At 41.4% G+C, this 20,078-nt stretch carries 14 protein-coding genes; 3 read left to right on the top strand and 11 right to left on the bottom strand.

Features of this window, described 5'->3' with window-relative positions; all coding sequences use genetic code 11:
* Positions 1 to 22 precede the first annotated feature (22 nt).
* Both J2W55_RS25345 and J2W55_RS25340 read left to right on the top strand, forming a co-directional pair.
* Positions 23 to 3,403 carry a trifunctional glycoside hydrolase family 18/polysaccharide deacetylase/glycosyltransferase family 2 protein gene (locus J2W55_RS25345; RefSeq protein ID WP_310103205.1) on the top strand — a complete coding sequence of 1,127 codons (3,381 nt, stop codon included), beginning with the start codon at positions 23 to 25 and terminating at the stop codon, positions 3,401 to 3,403.
* A 112-nt stretch (positions 3,404 to 3,515) separates the two neighbouring features.
* Positions 3,516 to 5,468: an alpha-L-fucosidase gene (locus J2W55_RS25340; protein WP_310103203.1), complete on the top strand. Its 1,953-nt coding sequence runs from the start codon at positions 3,516 to 3,518 to the stop codon at positions 5,466 to 5,468.
* Between the two features lie 17 nt (positions 5,469 to 5,485).
* Here the strand turns inward: J2W55_RS25340 and ispF are convergent, their stop codons facing one another.
* Both ispF and porV read right to left on the bottom strand, forming a co-directional pair.
* A complete protein-coding gene (gene ispF, locus J2W55_RS25335; protein ID WP_310103200.1) occupies positions 5,486 to 5,968 on the bottom strand; it encodes a 2-C-methyl-D-erythritol 2,4-cyclodiphosphate synthase in 483 nt (160 codons plus the stop codon).
* 2 nt (positions 5,969 to 5,970) lie between these two features.
* A complete protein-coding gene (gene porV / locus J2W55_RS25330; protein ID WP_310103197.1) occupies positions 5,971 to 7,113 on the bottom strand; it encodes a type IX secretion system outer membrane channel protein PorV in 1,143 nt (380 codons plus the stop codon).
* Between the two features lie 240 nt (positions 7,114 to 7,353).
* Between porV and J2W55_RS25325 the strand changes: the two genes are divergently transcribed.
* Positions 7,354 to 9,045 (top strand): SUMF1/EgtB/PvdO family nonheme iron enzyme, encoded by a 1,692-nt coding sequence (locus tag J2W55_RS25325; RefSeq protein WP_310103194.1) that lies wholly within the window; start codon positions 7,354 to 7,356, stop codon positions 9,043 to 9,045.
* A gap of 329 nt (positions 9,046 to 9,374) precedes the next feature.
* Here the strand turns inward: J2W55_RS25325 and J2W55_RS25320 are convergent, their stop codons facing one another.
* The 9 genes from J2W55_RS25320 to J2W55_RS25280 form a co-directional block, all read right to left on the bottom strand.
* Positions 9,375 to 10,781, bottom strand: coding sequence for a RagB/SusD family nutrient uptake outer membrane protein (locus J2W55_RS25320; RefSeq protein WP_310103191.1), 1,407 nt, complete (start codon positions 10,779 to 10,781; stop codon positions 9,375 to 9,377).
* A 12-nt stretch (positions 10,782 to 10,793) separates the two neighbouring features.
* Complete coding sequence (locus J2W55_RS25315) at positions 10,794 to 13,853, bottom strand: SusC/RagA family TonB-linked outer membrane protein (protein WP_310103188.1); 3,060 nt, start codon at positions 13,851 to 13,853, stop codon at positions 10,794 to 10,796.
* Between the two features lie 117 nt (positions 13,854 to 13,970).
* Positions 13,971 to 14,471, bottom strand: coding sequence for an acyl-CoA carboxylase biotin carboxyl carrier protein subunit (locus J2W55_RS25310; RefSeq protein ID WP_310103186.1), 501 nt, complete (start codon positions 14,469 to 14,471; stop codon positions 13,971 to 13,973).
* A 114-nt stretch (positions 14,472 to 14,585) separates the two neighbouring features.
* On the bottom strand, positions 14,586 to 15,206 hold the full coding sequence (locus tag J2W55_RS25305; protein ID WP_374726386.1) for a DUF4159 domain-containing protein: 621 nt from the start codon (positions 15,204 to 15,206) through the stop codon (positions 14,586 to 14,588).
* A gap of 38 nt (positions 15,207 to 15,244) precedes the next feature.
* Complete coding sequence (locus tag J2W55_RS25300; RefSeq protein ID WP_310103180.1) at positions 15,245 to 15,955, bottom strand: 16S rRNA (uracil(1498)-N(3))-methyltransferase; 711 nt, start codon at positions 15,953 to 15,955, stop codon at positions 15,245 to 15,247.
* A 115-nt stretch (positions 15,956 to 16,070) separates the two neighbouring features.
* Positions 16,071 to 17,411: a hemolysin family protein gene (locus J2W55_RS25295; protein WP_310103178.1), complete on the bottom strand. Its 1,341-nt coding sequence runs from the start codon at positions 17,409 to 17,411 to the stop codon at positions 16,071 to 16,073.
* A 7-nt stretch (positions 17,412 to 17,418) separates the two neighbouring features.
* Complete coding sequence (locus J2W55_RS25290; protein WP_310103175.1) at positions 17,419 to 17,964, bottom strand: inorganic diphosphatase; 546 nt, start codon at positions 17,962 to 17,964, stop codon at positions 17,419 to 17,421.
* 14 nt (positions 17,965 to 17,978) lie between these two features.
* Entirely contained in the window at positions 17,979 to 18,623 is a 645-nt protein-coding gene (locus tag J2W55_RS25285) for a DedA family protein (protein WP_310103173.1), read from the bottom strand.
* Positions 18,624 to 18,680: 57 nt separating this feature from the next.
* Positions 18,681 to 20,057 (bottom strand): NADH-quinone oxidoreductase subunit N, encoded by a 1,377-nt coding sequence (locus J2W55_RS25280; protein WP_310103171.1) that lies wholly within the window; start codon positions 20,055 to 20,057, stop codon positions 18,681 to 18,683.
* Positions 20,058 to 20,078: the final 21 nt, after the last annotated feature.

The raw sequence follows: 20,078 nt of genomic DNA, 5'->3' as shown, positions 1-20,078 counted from the left end.
TTAAATAAAAGTAAATCACTTAATGTCTTCAAACAAGCAAGTTTTTCAAGCCGACTCACCCGGTAGGTGGAATAAGTTTAAGTGGCTTAGTCGCATACTCCTTGTAGCACTCGTTGTTGGAATAGTTGCCGTAATAGTTACCATCAAATCAACTTATTATCCTGATCTTCCAAATTTGAACCCGGCACCTAAAAAAATGTCGAAAGAAGAGCTTGATCAGTTAAAAAAGTCAACCAAATTCAGGTCTTTCCGCATACAAAAATCCGAGCTCGAAGACCTGGAACGTAAAAGGCGCCTGCACCAGCGCAAGCTGCCCAATAATAAAGACCGGATAAACGCCGCATTTTATCGCGCATGGGAACCACAGGCTTATAATTCACTGGTTACCAACATAAGTCGGCTGGACATGGTAGTGAGCGAGGGATTTTCCATTGCACCGGGTGTTGACACCGTTATAACCAAGGTAGACACCGGGCTTACCAACCTCAATAAAAAGTTTAAAAAACCTGTTTTAATTACCCTTTCAAACTATGTTAATTACAATAATGTAAGCGGGGGGTATGATACCAAGGATATTGAACGCATCATTAAGAACAAAAAACTAAGGGCAGGTTTTATAAACAGCATCGCTAATTCGCTTACAAAAAATAAATTTAAAGGCGTTAATGTTGATATTGACGATCTTAAAGACAGGAACAGCAAAAACTATTTAACCTTTTTGCAGGAACTTTACACCACCCTGCATGCCAAAGATTTCCTGGTTACGCAAAACGTGGTACCTGAGGATGAGGCTTACGATATTGTTAAACTGCAGCGATTTAATGATTTTCTGTTTGTAATGGCCATTGATGAGCATAGTGAATCAAGCAACGCCGGCGATCTGTCAAACCAGCACTGGGTTGAACAGATATTGGATGATGTTTGCTCAAAGATACCCAGCGAAAAGGTTATTTTAACTTTTGCAGGTGGCGCTTATGACTGGCCCCAGGGCAGTGTAGGTAAATCAATAGGATATCAGCAGGCTATCAGTACGGCACAGGAAAACCAAAGCAAGATCACGTTCGACCCCATGTCGGCTAATTTGCATTTTAATTACCTTGACCAGGACAGCCTGCAGCATACGGTTTATTTTACTGACGCGGCTACCAATTTTAATGTGATCCGCATGGCCGATGATTGGGCTACCGGCGGTGTATCATTGTGGCGCCTGGGTGCCGAGGATCCGCGTTTGTGGTCTTACTTTCAAAAAAATCTATCTATTGATTCTTTGAAAAAAACCGGTGTCGACATCAAAAAACTAACCACCGTTGGTTTAAATAATCGCGTAAACGTTGATTATGACGGTGATGGCGAAGTACTCGACCTGATAACCACCCCTACCACCGGCGAAATTGATGTAAAGATGGATACCAGCAACTTTATTATAACCGGCCAGCGTTATATTAAGTTGCCTACCAAATATGTGATACGCCGTTATGGTTATAAGCCCAAAAAGGTGGTTTTAACCTTTGACGATGGCCCCGACCCTGATTATACGCCGCGTATTTTAGATATCCTTAAAAAAGAGAATGTACCCGCAGCATTTTTTATAGTTGGCTCCATGGCCGAAAAAAATATGCAGATAGTGCGCCGGGAGTATGAAGAAGGCTACGAAATTGGGAACCATACCTTTTTCCATCCAGACATTTCTACCATAAGTCTTGACCGGGTTATCCTGGAGCTGAATGCCACGCGCAAGCTGATTGAATCAATAACCGGCCGAAGCACCATCCTGTTCAGACCACCGTTTAACGCCGATGCCGAGCCGCAAACCCTGGCAGAGGTTATCCCTGTTGCTGAAAGCCGCAGGCAAAGCTACATCACCATTGGCGAATCAATAGACCCATGGGACTGGCAACCAGGTGTAACCGCTGATAGCATCATAGCACGCACCATAAGGCAAAAGGATAATGGTTCAATGATATTGCTGCATGACGCCGGGGGCGATACCCGTGAAGAAACGGTAAAGGCATTGCCTGCCATTATTCACTATTTCAAATCGCACGGGTATGAGTTTACAACCATTGCCGATGTACTTGACAAAACCAAGGCCGACCTTATGCCGCCAATTCCAAACGATCCGCATAGTGGCATAATGGGTCCGCTATATGACGCGGCTGTGCATGGTTACTATTATATTAACTGGGTGCTCATCTACGTATTTTTATCAGCCATTTTCCTGGCTATTGGCCGTATCGTTTTAATCGCCGTCCTGGCAATAAGGCAGCATGGCGAAAATAAAAAGATGGTGCGCCTGCGTGGTACCGATATTGCGCTGCCTCCTGTAAGTATTATTGTACCGGCTTATAATGAAGAGGTAAATGCTGTTGCCACTATTCAAAGCTTGTTAAAAACTGAATACCCTTCGTTCGAGATCATATTTGTAGATGACGGATCAAAAGACAAAACTTTTGAGGTTGTTACTGCTGCATATGAGGGTAACCCACTGGTTAAAATATTAACCAAACCAAACGGAGGCAAAGCATCGGCCCTTAACTTTGGTATCACAAACGCCCAAAACGATTATGTAGTTTGTATTGATGCCGATACGCAGCTAAAAACAGATGCCATTTATCATTTAATGACCTATTTTACTGATGATGAAATTGGAGCTGTAGCCGGCACGGTTAAAGTGGGCAACGAAACCAATATCATTACCCGCTGGCAGTCTATTGAGTACATTACTGCTCAAAATATGGACCGCCGCGCCTTTGATCTTATCAATAGCATTACAGTTGTACCGGGAGCAATAGGTGCATTCAGAAAATCGGCCATTTTTAAGGCGGGGGGCTTTACTTATGATACCCTTGCCGAAGATTGCGACCTTACCATGCGCATATTGAAACAAGGCTATATTGTAAAGAACTGTGCCGAGGCAGTAGCTTATACTGAGGCTCCGGAAACCGTTAGCATGTTATTGAAACAGCGTTTCCGCTGGAGCTTTGGCGTAATACAAAGTTTCTGGAAAAACCGCGACGCCCTGTTCAATAAAAAATATAAGTTTTTTGGAATGGTTGGCATGCCTAATATCCTTATATTCCAGATCATATTACCGTTGTTTTCGCCCCTGGCCGATCTGATGATGATATTTGCCCTGTTTGGCGCTAAGCCCGAAAAAATGCTGTTCTATTATATAGCTTTTGTACTAGTGGATTTTATAGTGGGTATCATAGCCTTCCGGATGGAAAAAGAAGACTATAGAAAGCTCATTTATATTATACCACAGCGTTTTATGTGGCGCCAGCTAATGTACTATGTACTATTTAAGTCTATCAGGAGAGCGTTAAAAGGCGAATTAAGCGGATGGGGAGTATTGAAACGTACCGGGAACGTTAAGGTTGAAGAAGAAAAGGAGATACAGTAGCACAAATTATAATTCACTCCAGCAAACTTCAAATATTATTCAAGCCAAATAACAGTAAAAAGGTAAATTGAGTTTATATAAATGCTCAATTATGCAATTAACGCGTTAATAATTGAGCGATATTGGCCGGTATCATATTCCTGTACATATGGCCAATAAGATATCAACCATAGGGCTTTCGTGCGCTCAATACCTGTTTATTTTATGTTTTAGTATATCCGCGTTAACAGCAACTGCGCAGGATAAGGGCGATGAGGACAAAACCATGGCCAACACCGTCAAAATACGTGATCAAAAGGCTATTGATGAAGCTGTGAACGGCTGGTGGTCGGCATCAATGAAAACGCGCGATTCACGGATAGCCTGGTGGCGCGACGCACGTTTTGGAATGTTTATACATTGGGGCATATATTCATTACCCGCCGGGGAATGGGACGGCAAAAATACAGGTGGATATGCGGAGCACCTGATGCGTAAAGCAAAAATACCACGTTCAACGTATCTGGAACTTGCACACCGGTTTAATCCTATAAAATTTAATGCCGACAAATGGGTGCAAACCGCCAAATATGCGGGTATGCGTTATTTGATCATTACTGCAAAGCATCATGATGGCTTTGCAATGTATAATTCGCAGGTTTCTGATTATAATATTGTTAAGCAAACTGCCTGGAAACATGACCCTATGATTGACCTCGCGGCAGCCTGCAAAAAATACGGCATTAAATTCGGCTTTTATTATTCGCATGCCTTTGATTGGGAACACCCAGATGCGCCAGGTAATGATTGGGATTATCAAAATCCCGGCGGCGATCTTAATTTGTTTGGTGGCCGAAATTGGTATGACCTTCATCCCGAATTACTGCCAAAGGCGGTTAACTATGTAAACACAAAGGCTATACCTCAAATAAAAGAGCTCATCACCAAATATCACCCGGATATATTGTGGTTTGATACACCGCAAAAGCTGCCGCTATCAGAAAACATCCGCATCCTGAAGGCCATTCGCGAAACAGATCCAAATATAGTAGTGAATGGCAGATTGGCACGCGGGAGCAATGATTTACAAATGGGCGACTATAAAAACACCGGCGACCGCCCGGCAGAATTTTTCCCTGCAACCGGCGATTGGGAAGCTATACCTACCACCAATGAATCATACGGTTATTCAAAATTTGACAAAAGCCATAAACCGGTCAGCTTTTTTATCAGGTTGCTGGCTAAAGCGGCATCACGGGGCGGCAATTTGTTAATGAATATAGGTCCCATGGGCAATGGTGAATTTGCTTTTGAGGATATGGCAATTTTGAAGGGTATAGGCAGCTGGATGAGCAAAAACTCGGCAAGTATATATCAAACTACCAAAACCCCGTTACCTTATCAAAGCTGGGGCGTATCAACCAGGAAAAACAACCTGCTCTATTTACATGTATTTAGCTGGCCAAAAAATGGAAAACTTACAGTTGGGGGCCTGAAAAGCACTGTTCGTAAAGCCTGGTTACTGACCGATCCGGACAAAAAAGAGTTAACGTTTAGCAGGGTCAACCCTCTTGACATTGTCATAAACCTATCCGGGAGGGCTCCCGATACCTGCAATACCGTTATTGCAATGGAAACAACCGGCCAAATAGAAACCGATACCCTGCGCCTGTTAGCAAGTACCGGAACAATTAACCGTTTATTGGCATTTGATGCCCGGTTAAAAGGCAAGGGTTTTGGTTTTGGTGATGGAAAAACCAATAGTTATTATGTAGAAGGCTGGAAAAAGGCGGATCAGTCTGTAAACTGGGATTTTAGATTAACCGAACCGGCAACTTATAAGGTGCTTTTAAAATATGTAGCAGATACTGTTGATGAAGGTACTTATGAATTGAGCGTTGGCGGCTTTAAGGTGAAAGACGCTATTGCTGCTATACCTAAAGGTGCCCAGGTTAACGAGCATGCCCTGGGTACTGTAACCCTTGAACCCGGTGTGCACAGTTTAACTATCTCGCCGGTAGAGATAAAGAAAGCCGGTTTAATGAAAATATTAGAGGTACAGCTGGTGCCGGCAAGCAAACCATAAAGTTTAACGTTAAAGGATTAATCGCGCTCGATAAGACAAACCGCATAAGCAACAACACCTTCTTCCCTCCCGATAAAACCCATTTGCTCGTTGGTGGTTGCTTTAATAGATATATCTTCTTCACTGATGGAAGCCGCCTCGGCGATATAAGCCTTCATGGCTGGTATGTGCGGATTTATTTTTGGAGCCTCCAGGCATACCATAGCATCTATATTGCCAATACTAAAACCTTTTTCTTTAATCAATACCACCACATGTTGCAGTAATACCAGGCTGCTTATGCCTTTCCACCTGTTATCTGTATTGGAAAAGTGAAAACCAATATCCCTCAGATTTGCGGCCCCCAACAAGGCATCGCAGATAGCATGTAACAATACATCGGCATCGGAGTGCCCATAAGCCCCCGAATGGTGCGCTAACTTTACACCGCCTAAAACAAATGGATGCTGTTCTTTTAACTGGTGTACATCAAACCCAAATCCTACCTTTATTTTACCCATTATTATTTGCTCACATTTGTTGTACCGCCAAAATTTGCCGACAACGTAAAACGAAGCGTATTGGCCAAAGGGCTATTTTGCTGGCTGGCTGCCAGGTACGAAAAATCGAAATTAAAAATATTATATTTCATACCTAAACCAAGGGTTAGGTAATGCCTGCCGCCTTTGGATGGGTTTTCATAAAAATACCCGGCCCTTACGGCAAACTGTTGATTATACCAATACTCAGCACCCGGCGAAATATTGATCTCTTTCAGTTCTTCACTAAAACCGCCCCGCGCATCAGTAAACGACCTGAAAATACCTGACGGTACCGATACATCGGTTATAACACCTGTTGAATCGCGCCCGGTGGGCACCAGTAACTTATTGAGATCAAGCGTAAGGGTAAGCTGATTGGTTTCATCAAAATTCCAGGTATTTGCAGCACCTATTTTCAAATTCGCCGGCAAAAAATAGCTTGGCCCTACGTCACTATAGCTTATTTTTGATCCAATGTTTGATATGTGTGCGCCGAAAGCAAAAAGGTTATCATTGCCATAAGGCTTTTTATAATACAAAGAAACATCGGCGGCAACCGCATTACCCGGTTTATTGACCTGGCCCGAGCCTTCCGCAAAGGAAATACTTGATATGCTTGACCGTATATATCGCATTGTTAAACCCAATGACAAATTTTCGCCAAATTTTCGCGCAAACGAAGCGTCGAGCGAAAATTCATTCGGGGTATAAGTTCCCTGGTCATTGGATTGATTATCAGTTAACTGTACCGAACCATAATTAAAATAACGCAAAGACGCGCCAAAGGTATTGCGTTCATCTATTTTGTGCGCATAACTCAGGTATGACAGGCTAATATCAGGCACCAGGTGCCTTAACCATGGGCTGTATGATAGTGAAAGCGCGTCGTTACTTTCTAAAAATGCAAGTTTTGACGGGTTCCAGAAGTTGGCATTAACATCAGGCGACAGCGCCACACCCGCATCTCCCATTGCACCCGATCGCGAATCCGGAGAAATGTTTAAAAAGGGTACCTGTACCGGTACCGCGTTATTGCTGCCGTCGGTTGAGGTTTGCGCTATACCCGTCAGGGGTAATAAGCCCAATACCGCATATACTATGTAGTGAAAGGTATTTGACTTCATTGAGTGCAATTTAGCTTTTATAATTTAAAAGCAATACAGGTAAACTAAAATTTAGTTAATCATTTTAATGGCCCATTTGAATGATTTATCCATCGAAAAAACCAGGCTGCTGCAACTAATTTGGGCGATTTTTCGTTCAAGTGTCTGATAATAGTTTGACTTATTTTGAATAATGGCTTACAAGCATTAGCATTATGTCCATTTTTTTATAAATTTACTTCATAATATAACTGTAAAAATATGAAAATACTTTTTACTAAAACTGCTTTCGTGCTGTTGGCTTTGGGTGCCGTATTAAGCAGCTGCAGTAAACGTGAACAGTCGCAAAAAACAGGGATCACCTATAACGACAAGAATAATGGTGGTTATGTGCGTTTCAGACAAACCCATCCTTCGCCGGGTCCGGGTCTTGTACCTATTGAAGGCGGCACATTTGTAATGGGCGGCAGTGCCGACCAGGATGTCACCTATGATTATAACAATGTGCGGCGCAGGGTAACTGTTCCGTCGTTTTATATGGACGAAACAGAAGTTTCAAACCAGGATTGGCTTGATTATCTGCACTGGACAGCCGTTACCTTCCCGAATGATCGTGAATTATACTATGATGCCCTGCCAGACACCATGGTATGGCGCAAACCACTATCATACAATGAGCCCTATGTAGATAATTACCTGCGTCACCCTGCATTTCAGGATTATCCTGTTGTAGGCGTAACCTGGGATCAGGCACAGGAATACTGCCAGTGGCGTACTGATCGCACTAATGAAAACATTTTACGCGAGTCGGGCCGGATGCTGGCATGGAAAGACCTGAATGGCGGTGGTAAACAAGGTGCAGCTGCCGCAGCGGGTACAGCAGGAACCGGAACAGCGGGTGCACAACCATTTAACACTGATATTTACCTGAATGGCCAGATCAGGGGTCCGGGTGCTGATGGTAAAAAAATGATGCCGGATCTAAGTCCTAATGCAAAGGCTGGTGCCGGTAAAGGCGGCAAACCTGTAAGGCCCGTACGCATGGAAGATGGTATATTAAAACAAGGCTATCGCCTTCCGTCAGAGGCAGAGTGGGAATATGCTGCTTTGGCACTGGCCGGCAATACCCAATTTGAAAATATTGATGATGGTAAAATGTATCCATGGAATGGCTTGGGTGTACGTTCTGCCAAAAGCAAAACCCGCGGTTTAATATTAGCCAACTTTAAACGTGGCAACGGTGACAACGCCGGTGTGGGAGGCTACCTGAATGATAAAGCCGATATTACCGCCCCGGTAAGGTCATATGCTCCAAATGATTTTGGCCTATATAATATGGCTGGCAACGTAAATGAATGGGTGGCCGATACCTATCGCCAAACATCTTTTGAGGAATTTGATGATTTTAACCCTTTCCGCGGTAACGAATACACCAATAAACGTTTGGCTGACCCGTCAAAGGGCCTTTATGCCAAAGATAAATATGGCCGCCCTATCAAAGATCCTGCAAAATCAAATAAAAAATTAACATACAGTGAGCTTTTAGCTCAGCAAGGTTTAAGGCCCGACTCGGCCAATGCAGCCCCTCAAGCCCAGCCTGCAGATCCGGCTAATGGCAATGCGGCAGCAAACGCAACAACTTTGCCTCTTGCCGCCAAAAATTCAGGAAAACCTTTTAATCCCGACCTTAGGGGCGAAAAAGACACTGTTAACATGGCATTATATGGCACTACCACGCTGGTTAATAACCATTCAAAGGTTTATAAAGGTGGTTCATGGAATGATATGGCATATTGGTTAAACCCGGCAACCCGTCGTTTTATGGACCAGGACGAAGCAAGCGCCGAGGTTGGTTTCCGCTGTGCTATGACACTGGTGGGCGCGCCTGAAATACATCCGGTAGGCAAGCCGCATTATGGTGTTAAAAAAGCTAAAGCTTATAAATCAAGATAACAACTTTAACATATAAACAATAAAGGCCGTTCTGTTTGGAACGGCCTTTATTGTTTTACATCACCTCTGCGTTAAACGGAGCCTTTGAACCAACGAACCCGTCATTCAGAAATGGCCTGCTACATTGCTGAAACAACAAGTGAATAATTAACCTTAACACATTATAGCTTTTTATGACATGTAAGGTGATCTTATAGGACATGATAAGCCAGAATAAAAAGGATAGTTGCCAAATCAACCATGCGTGTGAACATCTGAATCAGAAATTATGGCACAAAAAACCCCGGCATTGTTCATATGCCGGGGCTAAAATTTATGACAGATCTAAATTATTGATATCCTTCATTTTGTGTTAAGTTAGGATTGGCATCCCGCTCGCGTTTAGGGATTGGGAATATTAGCTTAGGCGAGTTCCATTGAAATGTTTGTACTGGGTTACCATCGCCATCAATTGAATGAGTGCTTTCCGTATATCGTTTTAAATCCCCCAATCTGAAACCTTCAAAAGGAAGTTCAACGCGACGTTCCTTTTTAACTGCTGCAAACAGAGCATCTTTTGTAACCGCTGTTGTGTTACCTAGTTTTGCCCTATTTCTTACCATATTTATATCAGCGGCTGCGCCAATTAAATTGGGTGTAGCCTTTCTTACCCGTGCTTCGGCCCTAATCAGGTAAATTTCGGCCAAACGGATGGTAATTACGTTTCCAAAAGTGTTATTAAACTTAGTTGTAAATGGATCATCAGTAAACTCATTGGCTCTATCATCACCAGGTTCATAGCGGTCAAGGTGCTGTTGGTTTATATATGTTTCTCCACGGCCGGAAAAATCAGAACTTGCATAAACTTCGTTCAGGGCATTAAAACCTGATTGATTTGAAATCTGGATCGCAAATATATCTTCAGTGGAATTAAACACATGAGTCGCTTGCGCCGGCTTCTGGAACTCTTCTGTAAAATTCTTTACTAGCGTGAAATCTCCAGCGTCAATTATTTTTGTAGCCTCGGCTTCCGCCAGATCAAATTTTTCCTGAGTCAGGTAAATCCTTGCCAATACTGCCGACGCTGCGGACGAACTTGCATAAACAGACTTGCCAACTTCCAGATTAGTTTCAGCTGTTGTTAAATCAGCTATTGCCTGGGCATAAATTTCGGCAACCGTGTTCCTCTTAACCTTTTGTATGCCTGGTATAGTAGTGGTTGGTGTTAACACCAGTGGTACAGCCAGGTTTGTTGCTGGCGAACCATTAGTATCATTCCAGGCTCTACCAAATGCACGTGCCAGGTCAAAATAAGTCATACCACGCAAAAACTTTGCTTCGCCCTCCACTCTCTTTTTATTAGCCTCGTCAACTAAATTTAAGTTTGCTAAAACTGTATTACAAACTCCTATAGCATTATATCCGTCGTCCCATACTCCTTCAACAAAAGCATTATTAATGGTTATTTTCTTATCGTTAAGTTCTGTGTACTCAGAAAATGTACCAAAGTATGAGAAATCTCCATCATCAGCCAAGAAATCGGTTGTTGCCTGCAATCTTCCGCCATACAAGTTTCTTAAACCAGCAGCAGTATATGCGCCAATAAGTACCCCTTGTACGTCTTTTGATGTTTTTAAAGCCTGATCGGATTCAACAGTATCATGCGGCTTTATATCCAACTGCTTTTGACAGCCGGTATTATACAGCATTATTATTGTACTTAACGTTATAATTGAATATCTTATTTTTTTCATCATCTTCAGCTTAAATTAAAATCCCACGTTTATTCCAAAGGTTATTGTTTTAGCCTGCGGGGCCGCGTAAAAATCATAGTTCTGGGTAATATTTCCTGAGAACGCGTCAGAGTTCAGCTCGGGATCCCAACCTTTATATTTGGTCCAGGTTGCTAAATTAGTGGCCTGTGCATATATTCTCAGGCTTTGTAATTTGATTTTAGCAAGTACTGATTTCGGGAAGTTATAACCTAAAATTATGTTCTTTAAACGAAGGTATGACCCGTCGTCCAAAAATCTTGAGCTTGGACTTATACCATTGCCGCCAAATAATCTTGCCTCTGGCACCATTGTAATATCCCCCGGTTTTTTCCATGATTTAAGCTGATCGATCGTTTGATTATCAGCACCATTATTAAAACCAACTGACATGTATTGTCCGCCACCGTTATATATTTGATCACCATTTACCTCCTGTAATAAAAAGCTAAAGTCAAATCCTTTATAACTTACTGTATTGTTTAAACCAGCAATAAATTTAGGGTTAGGATTACCAACAACCACAGGTGTTGCCTGGTTATAATCATTAGTAGTTGCCCTGTCGCGTTTGCCGTTACCCAGATCAGTATTTTTGTAGTAAAGTGCATCACCATTAGCCGGATCGGCACCTGCAAACTCTACAGTGTAAAATACACCTAATGGCTGGCCCTCAACAGCGCGGTTCACTGCATCGCCTGCACCCGTAATAACCTGCCCCTTCAGATCAGTAATTTTATTACGGTTAACAGAGAAGTTAAAACTTGTGCTCCAGGTTACTTCTTTACCTACTATATTCTTTGAGTCGATCTGCAATTCAAATCCCTTGTTTTGCAGTTTACCAAGATTTTCTGTAATCGTGGTAAATCCAGAAGTAGCAGGGATCTGAACGTTCAGCAACAGGTCTTTAGTTTTCTTCAGGTAAACATCAAACTGCCCCGATAAGCGGCCATTAAAGAAACCTATATCTAAACCCAGGTCAGATTGCGCCGTAGTTTCCCACTTTAAATTAGGATTAGGTAGTTGAGTTGGTCTTGCGCCAGCAACACCAGCGTATCCAAACTCTGTAAATAATCCGCGTGATGGAAAATTACCGATCTCTGAATTTCCTGTTATACCATAACTGGCCCTTAACTTCAATTCAGAGATTAGTTGTTGTTTTTTCATGAAGCCCTCTTCTGAAACAATCCACCCAATTGAACCTGCAGGAAAAAATCCATAACGATGATTGGCGCCAAACCTTGAGGAACCATCAACGCGGCCACTTAACGATAAGAGATACTTCTCATCAAACTTATAGTTTGCCCTGGCAAAATAAGAAAGTAATGAATATGCAGTTGTTGAGGATGTAGCAGCGGTAATATCAGCAGCACTGATCAACTTTTTATATGCATCACTCGGAAACTGACGCCCGGTAATGGAATTCAAATCATTTTGCTGACGTTGATAGGTCATGCCACCCACAACATTGATATTACTTTTACCAATATCTTTAATAAATTGTAAAAAGTTGTTGGTGTTAAAGTTCACAGATGTAACAGATGAGTTAAACCCGAAACCGTTTGGAGTACCAGAGTTACGTGCTGTTAAGCTGCCCGAAAAACTATCCTCACCTGAATTTAATATATCCACACCAACCTCAGAGCGGAAGCTTAATGATGGAAGCAACTTCACCTGGGCATAAACATTACCGAGATTCCTGTAATCTGTGGTGTTAAAAAAACTATTTTGGGCATTTAATAACGGATTAAAATAGATTGGAAAATCGCTATTAGGAAGGCCGCTTACCGGATCAAGTGCACCGCTTGTTAAACCTGTTCGTGGATCAATAACCGGTGTAATTGGCGATAAAGCCGCAACTTGCATTGGGGTTGAAAATTGATTGTCATTATCCAAACGATAATTCTTGGTACGAGAAACACTTAGGTTGGCCCCTACTTCCAACCACTTGTTAGCCTGGTTACTTACGTTAGTCCTTAAGCTGTATTGGTTAATAGCATTCCCTATCAGAAAGCCTTTCTGATTATTATAAGTACCTGATATATAAAACTTAGTTTTATCGTTACCGCCCGATAATACCAGGTTATAATTTTGTACAGGGGCATGTTGGGTAATTTCCTTCTCCCAATCGGTATTTACTTTGTATGTTTTATAATCGTCACTCCCGGCGGCATATCTTTTTAACCTTGCCTCAATTGAGGTGTTTGAGTATCCGCCAGCTATACCTGCAGCTCTTAGTGCCGTAACATATTGTTCTGCATTAAAAAACTCACGCTCACGAGTAGGTTTGCTAAAGCCATAGTATTGATTGTAAGTTATTTTGGTATCACCGGCTTTGCCTTTTTTAGTTGTTATCAAAACTACACCATTTGATGCCCTTGAACCGTAAATTGCAGATGCAGATGCATCCTTTAATATATCTATCGATTCAATGTCATTTTGGTTCAGATCAACCAGCGGGTTAGTTGACGCTCCATTGGTTGAAAAGTCATTAACAGTGATGGGCAAACCATCAACCACATATAATGGCTGATTACCCGCAGATACGGATGAGGCTCCCCGAATGCGTACTTGTATACCCTGGCCCAATTTACCATTCTGTGCCTGTATATATACTCCCGGGGTGCGGCCTTGTATAGCTGATTCCAAACTGGGTACGGGGATGTTCTCAATATCCGCTCCTTTTATTTTTGATACAGAACCGGTTAATGAACGCCGGCTTTGTGTACCGTAACCCACTACTACAACCTCGGTAAGTTGTTTAGAGTCAGGTTCAATCTGAGCGTTGACAACATCGCCCTTTATAGAAACCTCCAAAGATTTATACCCCACAAAACCAAAGACAAGAACCTTTGCAGCACCTGGCACAGATAATTTATATGAACCACTAATATCTGTTTGTGTCCCTGTACCAGTAATGCCTTTTACGGTTACGCTTACTCCAGGCAGGGGCGACCCATCTTTTTGATCTGTTACTTTACCGGTGATAATGCGGTTCTGTGCCAAACCAAATGAAATACAAGAAAATAACAATAAAATTGTTAGTAAATTTTTCTTCATAAAGTAATTGTTAAATTAAAAGAAGTAAGCTATTAAAAAAAAAGCGCAGAAACAATAAAAATATCAAAAATACGTTGTTTTTATTGCAATATCACCAAAAGTAAGATTCAAATAATATCAGAACTCAATTAAAATCTGACTTTTTTCTACTTTATCGCCCGCTTTTATCTTTATTTTTTTTATTACTACATCAGCCGGAGATTTAATTATATTTTCCATTTTCATGGCTTCCAGCACAAACAGATTATCGCCTTTTTTTACTTCGTCGCCTTCGGCAGCAAAAACCTTAAGTACCATTCCGGGCATAGGCGCCTTTATTTCACTCACCTTTGTACTGTTCAGGTTGCTCAAACCAAGCTTATCAAGTAAAATATCAAACTGATCTTTTGCCGAGACTGCATAAATGGTATTATTTACCTTGATCTCTGCTGTTTTCAAAGCTCTGTTAAAGCTAACTATTTCTACGCTGTACGACGAAAAGTCGTTTCCAATAACATGGTATATTCCCCCGCTTATGTATTTAACATCAGCTTCGGTCTTTTTATCATCTATAAACAAACCTTGTTCGGTCCGGTTAATTTCAAAATCATGCAGGCCGTTCACATTTAGCTTGTACATATAGTAATGAGTTTTGAATAATAAGTTAAAGCATTTTATAGAAATACTATATTAGGTATTTTTTATAGATAAATAACCATTTTACTTTCACTAAAGATCGCGAACGGCTAATACTTATTGGGTAAATACGTACTGAATTAAATTAGCCCCCATTTTTAAGGCTTTTAAGCGCGTCTCCTGCGTATCGCCTGCATAAGTACCATAATCTTCCCAACCGTTGCCCAAATCGCACTCATAGGTATAAAAACAAACTAACCTGCCTTTATATATCAATCCAAAGCCTTGTGCACGTTTACCATCGTGTTCATGGATCTTCGGCAGCCCGTTGGGGAAACTAAATTTTTGATGATAAATAGGGTGGTTAACCGGCAATTCCACGAAATCAAGCTCAGGAAAAACTTTTTTCATTTGCGGACGAACAAATTTATCAAGTCCATAATTATCGTCGATATGTAGAAATCCGCCGCCGGCCAAATACCTGCGCAAATTCCGGGCTTCCTGGTCTGTAAATATTACATTACCGTGCCCGGTCATAAAGGTAAACGGGTAATTAAATAATGAGGTACTGCCGGCTTCAACCACGTCATCGTCGGCTTCAAAATTTGTTTTTAAATTTTCGTTACAAAATTTTATCAGATTGGGCAACGCGGTACGGTCTCCATACCAATCACCGCCGCCATTATATTTAAGCCGGGCTATTTTATAAGCGGGCGAACTAAAACCGGTAATAACCATGATGGCAGCAAAAGCAACTACAATACATTTGGCTATTCTCATAAGCGGTTTAAAAAGTTTATTTCAAAGCAGGCCTCCAATGCCGCAGTTTCGGTACGCAAACGGCTTTCACCTAAAGTTATGGGTTTAAAGCCGCTTTGCAAAGCGCTTTCTATTTCGGCAGGAGTAAAATCGCCTTCAGGTCCTATCAGTACCAGGTAACGTCCCTGTAATGCAAGTTCATCACGCAGATTCAATTTATCGCGTGGCTCACAATGCGCAATGAATTTTTGGCCGTTAAATGGCTGCTGCAAAAGTTGCCCCAGTTTAACAGGCTCGTTTAAAACTGGATGATAGGCTTTTATAGATTGTTTTATAGCCGCGGTAATAATCTTGTTCAGCCGGTCGGTCTTTACCTCTTTACGTTCAGACCGGTGACTGATGATCAATGATATTTCATCAATACCAATTTCAGTGGCCTTCTCCAAAAACCACTCCAAACGTTCAATATTCTTTGTGGGGGCAACCGCAAGATGCAGGTAATGGTTACGCTGGTTAAAACCATTAACTACCGAAGTGATATTAAGTATAGTGCGTTTGGGGTGAGCATCATGGATAACAGCGGTATAAAAGCCACCGCGACCGTCAATTAACTGAACTTCGCTACCTGCTTCGAGCCTTAATACTCTAACGGCATGCTTGCTTTCTTCTTCACTAAGAAAATATTGCGGATGTGCGGGTTCAATATCAGGAGTATAAAAGAGTTGCATTTTTATCAGATTATCAAGCGATTAGCGACCAGTATCACGACAGTTGCATTTGATTTATGTAACCCAAAAAAAATCCTGATACTAGATGCTAACTATTGGATACTAATATTTGATATTAGTGTAAATCTACCGCATCTTCTTCATTTATCAGCAATTCGAGCTTAACCGATTCAATATTCTGGTCAGATTTTCTTAGCACGGTGATATTGTATCCGTTTGATTCCTTTTGCTCGCCAACGTCAGGTATCTTACCAAATATGTGACCCAACCAGCCTGATACGGTGTCAAAGTCGCCGTCTTCGGGTAAATCATGTGGTAAATGCTCGTTAACATCATATATGGGAGCCAGGGCATTTACTATAAATTCACGGTCATTAACTTTTTCAACAATAGGTTTTTCTTCATCATACTCGTCCTGTATCTCACCTACCAGTTCCTCCACAATATCCTCCAGCGTTACCATACCGGCTGTACCGCCAAACTCATCAAGCACAATGGCTATTTGTATGCGTTTCTGCTTCATTTCGGCCATCAGATCATTGATCTTTTTGGTTTCCGGAATGAAGTATGGTTTGCGAATAATATCTTTTAATATGATCTGCTCACTACGAGCCAGTAACGGCAAAATATCCTTGGCATGCACAATACCAATTATCTTATCAATAACCTCATCATAAACCGGCATACGGGAATAGCCCTCGGTTATCAGTATCTCGAGCAACTCATCCTTAGCGGTGTCAACCTCAATACCTGATATTTTGGTACGGGGTACCATGATATTTTTAACCACACGCTCGTTAAAATCAAACACGTTCTGTATCAGTTCGTGTTCATTGGAGTCTAGTGCCCCGGTCTCCCTGCCCTGCTCAAGCAGGTATTGCAACTCCTCCGAACTGTGATGTGCTTCGCCGCCGGGCAATGTTTGTATACCTAACAATCTTAATATAAAATTAGCGAAGGTATTGAGCACCCATATAAACGGCCTGAAGGTAACATAAAATATGCGGAGGGGTAATGAAACCGTCATCACGGTACGTACGGAACGTTGTATTGCCAATGACTTAGGAGCAAGCTCACCAAATACAATGTGGAATACAGTAATGAGAGTAAATGCCGTTATATGACTTATGTTAATAACTACATTAGAGGTAATGGTTAGGCCCAGCTCAGAAAACAACCTGAGCATAATTGTGGTAACCACGCCCTCGCCCACCACGCCAAGCCCAAGTGAAGCTATGGTTATCCCCAACTGTGTTGCAGCGAGGTAGCCATCTAAGTTATACATAATGCCCCGGGCCACTTTAGCCATGCGGCTGCCGGTTTTAGCCTGCAGCTCAATCTGCGATCCTCTTACACGTACCATGGCAAACTCAGCGGCAACAAAAAAACCGTTAAGTGCAACCAGTGCAAGTGTAGCTGCTATGTAATAGCCATTTATTTCGAGGTCCGGGGCCATTAATTATTTATTTGTTAGCAGGAAAGGTAGTTTTGTATAGTTCCAAGCTTTCCTGTATCACTTTATGCGCATAACGTAAACCCAATAAATGCTCAATAGTTACGTTTTTGCCTTCCAGCTTTTTATAATCTTTAAAAAAACGTACAATTTCAGTCATCGCGTGTGGCGGTAATTCATTAAGATCATTAATATAATTTACCGACATATCATTCTTTGCCACGGCTATGATCTTATCATCCTGCTCCCCATTATCAACCATGTGCATTACTCCTACTACCTTTGCTTCGATGATCGACATCGGAAATACATCAATAGAACAAAGTACTAATATATCAAGTGGATCTTTATCATCACAATAAGTTTGAGGGATAAAGCCATAATTGGCAGGATACATTACCGACGAAAATAAAACACGGTCGAGTTTTAGCAAGCCAGAGTCTTTATCAATTTCGTATTTTGCTTTTGAACCTTTAGGTATTTCAATTATTGCATTTACAACTTCGGGAATATTTTCACCTGGAGAAACCTGGTGCCATGGGTGTAGTGTACTCATTTAGTATATTATATTTATTTTTTATTCTCTTTAGCTTCTAAACATTTCTTTCTTACATAAGCCACAATAAGCGGAATTGTTGTAGCAATAATAAGTCCTAAAACTATATATTGCAGATAGTCCTTTAGCTGCGGAAACCTTTTGCCTAAAAAAAAACCGCCCAACGTAAACGAACATACCCAGGTAACACTACCTATAAAGTTATATAAAGTAAAACGCTTTATATCAACCTTAACTACTCCTGCAAATATAGGGGCAAATGTTCTAACTATAGGGAAAAATCTACCTAAAATCAATGCCATGCCACCGTACTTATTATAAAATTCGCTGGCAAGCGTTACATATCGCTTTTTAAAAAATAATGAGTCATTCTTATTAAAAAGCACTGGTCCTGTCCGATAGCCAAACCAGTATCCGGCAAAGTTTCCAAGTACCCCGGCACCAACAAGCGACAAAACCAAAGTGGATATAGTTACATCAACCTTACCGGCCGAGCATAATAACCCTGCCATAAACAGCAGGTAATCTCCTGGTAAAAAAAAACCAAAAAATAAGCCGGTTTCAGCAAAAACAACAATAAGCAAGAGATAAAAGCCTCCCCTGCTTATAATGGATTGAGCGTCCGTTAAATTTTGAAGGTATTCCCAAAAACTTTCCATTCACTATATCTGTAAAACTACAAATATTAAATCAATTTGCAGTTATCCGTTTACTGATTAAATGAACCTGGCAATAAAATCGGGGTAAATACCGATAATGATTGTAACCAAAGCTGAGATTGCAAATACAATTTTATAGTATGCAGGTACAACCAGTTCCGCACGGTCGGCCGAGCGAAAATACATAGCAATAATAACCCGGAAATAATAAAAGATACTGATAATAGCATTTATTACGGCTATAATAACAAGCCAGATCTGGTATTTTGCCAGCGCACCTGAAAACATAAAGAATTTGCCTATGAAACCTGCAGTAAGCGGTATCCCCGCCAATGAAAGCATGGCTATAGTAAGTACCAATGCCAAAAACGGATTGTTTTTAGCCAGTCCATTAAAACTTTCAAAGTTATCACTTCCGCTTTGTTGCTGCACCAGTATCAAACTGCCAAAGGCGATGATGGAGGCAATGGAATAAGCGGTTGCATAAACAAATACCGAATTAGCCGAGCCTGAACCTAAAGCCACTATAGCGAAAAGTAAATAACCCGCATGTGATATGCTTGAAAATGCAAGCATACGTTTAAAGCTTTGTTGGTATAATGCAGTTATATTACCGATAAACAAAGTGACGATTGTAATGATCAGCAATACCGGTACCCAAAAATCAGACAGTGGCGCAAAACACGCAGAAAATAAGCGCAGGAAGGCAGCAAAGCCAGCCGTTTTAACCACAGTTGACATGAAGGCGGTAATAAGTGTTGGCGAACCTTCGTACACGTCTGGTGTCCAGAAATGGAAGGGAGCAGCACCTACCTTAAAGCAAAGCCCTACAATGATCAAGGCTATACCGGTATAAAACATAGGGTCAATATGCTGATGAGATATAACCCAATCGCGTATGGTTTCCAAACTGAAAGAACCTGTTGAGCCATACAGTAACGTAATACCAAATAACAGGAAGCCGGTTGAAAAAGCGCCCATCAAAAAGTACTTTAAAGCGGCCTCGTTTGATGCAAAATCGCTTTTCTTGATACCTGCCAGTATGTATAAGCTTACCGACATGATCTCGATACCGATAAATAGCATAACCAGGTTATAGAACGAAACCATAACAATGATACCGGCCAGCGAAAACAGGATAATAGCATAGTATTCGGCCACGTTCCGGCTGATCTTTTCAAAATACCCCCCCGATAACATCAGGATAAGAATGGTTGCTATAATAGTAATGCCCGAAAACGCGATAGAAAAATTATCGAACATCATCATACCATGATAAACTGGCTGTGCAACATTATTCCATTGAGCAATGGCTAAGCCTAAAGCAACCAACAAGCCCACGATGGTAACCGGCAATATCAATTTTGTAGCCTTATATAAGCCAAAGTACAAAAGTGCTATAGGTAAAACAGATATGATGATTAAAGTATTCATTTATTTTCTTGAAATTCTAAA

This window comes from Mucilaginibacter pocheonensis, from assembly GCF_031456535.1.
Classification (GTDB): domain Bacteria; phylum Bacteroidota; class Bacteroidia; order Sphingobacteriales; family Sphingobacteriaceae; genus Mucilaginibacter; species Mucilaginibacter pocheonensis.
Note: the sequence above shows the minus strand (reverse complement) of the source record. Positions and strands in the feature narration are given on the sequence as shown.

Excerpts from the sequence above, each read along its gene's own strand:
- J2W55_RS25345 (WP_310103205.1), top strand. The coding sequence starts at position 23 with ATGTCTTCAAACAAGCAAGTTTTTCAAGCCGACTCACCCGGTAGGTGG.
- ispF (WP_310103200.1), bottom strand. The coding sequence starts at position 5,968 with ATGGGTAAAATAAAGGTAGGATTTGGGTTTGATGTACACCAGTTAAAA.
- porV (WP_310103197.1), bottom strand. The coding sequence starts at position 7,113 with ATGAAGTCAAATACCTTTCACTACATAGTATATGCGGTATTGGGCTTA.
- J2W55_RS25325 (WP_310103194.1), top strand. The coding sequence starts at position 7,354 with ATGAAAATACTTTTTACTAAAACTGCTTTCGTGCTGTTGGCTTTGGGT.
- J2W55_RS25320 (WP_310103191.1), bottom strand. The coding sequence starts at position 10,781 with ATGATGAAAAAAATAAGATATTCAATTATAACGTTAAGTACAATAATA.
- J2W55_RS25315 (WP_310103188.1), bottom strand. The coding sequence starts at position 13,853 with ATGAAGAAAAATTTACTAACAATTTTATTGTTATTTTCTTGTATTTCA.
- J2W55_RS25310 (WP_310103186.1), bottom strand. The coding sequence starts at position 14,471 with ATGTACAAGCTAAATGTGAACGGCCTGCATGATTTTGAAATTAACCGG.
- J2W55_RS25305 (WP_374726386.1), bottom strand. The coding sequence starts at position 15,206 with ATGGTTATTACCGGTTTTAGTTCGCCCGCTTATAAAATAGCCCGGCTT.
- J2W55_RS25300 (WP_310103180.1), bottom strand. The coding sequence starts at position 15,955 with ATGCAACTCTTTTATACTCCTGATATTGAACCCGCACATCCGCAATAT.
- J2W55_RS25295 (WP_310103178.1), bottom strand. The coding sequence starts at position 17,411 with ATGGCCCCGGACCTCGAAATAAATGGCTATTACATAGCAGCTACACTT.
- J2W55_RS25290 (WP_310103175.1), bottom strand. The coding sequence starts at position 17,964 with ATGAGTACACTACACCCATGGCACCAGGTTTCTCCAGGTGAAAATATT.
- J2W55_RS25285 (WP_310103173.1), bottom strand. The coding sequence starts at position 18,623 with ATGGAAAGTTTTTGGGAATACCTTCAAAATTTAACGGACGCTCAATCC.
- J2W55_RS25280 (WP_310103171.1), bottom strand. The coding sequence starts at position 20,057 with ATGAATACTTTAATCATCATATCTGTTTTACCTATAGCACTTTTGTAC.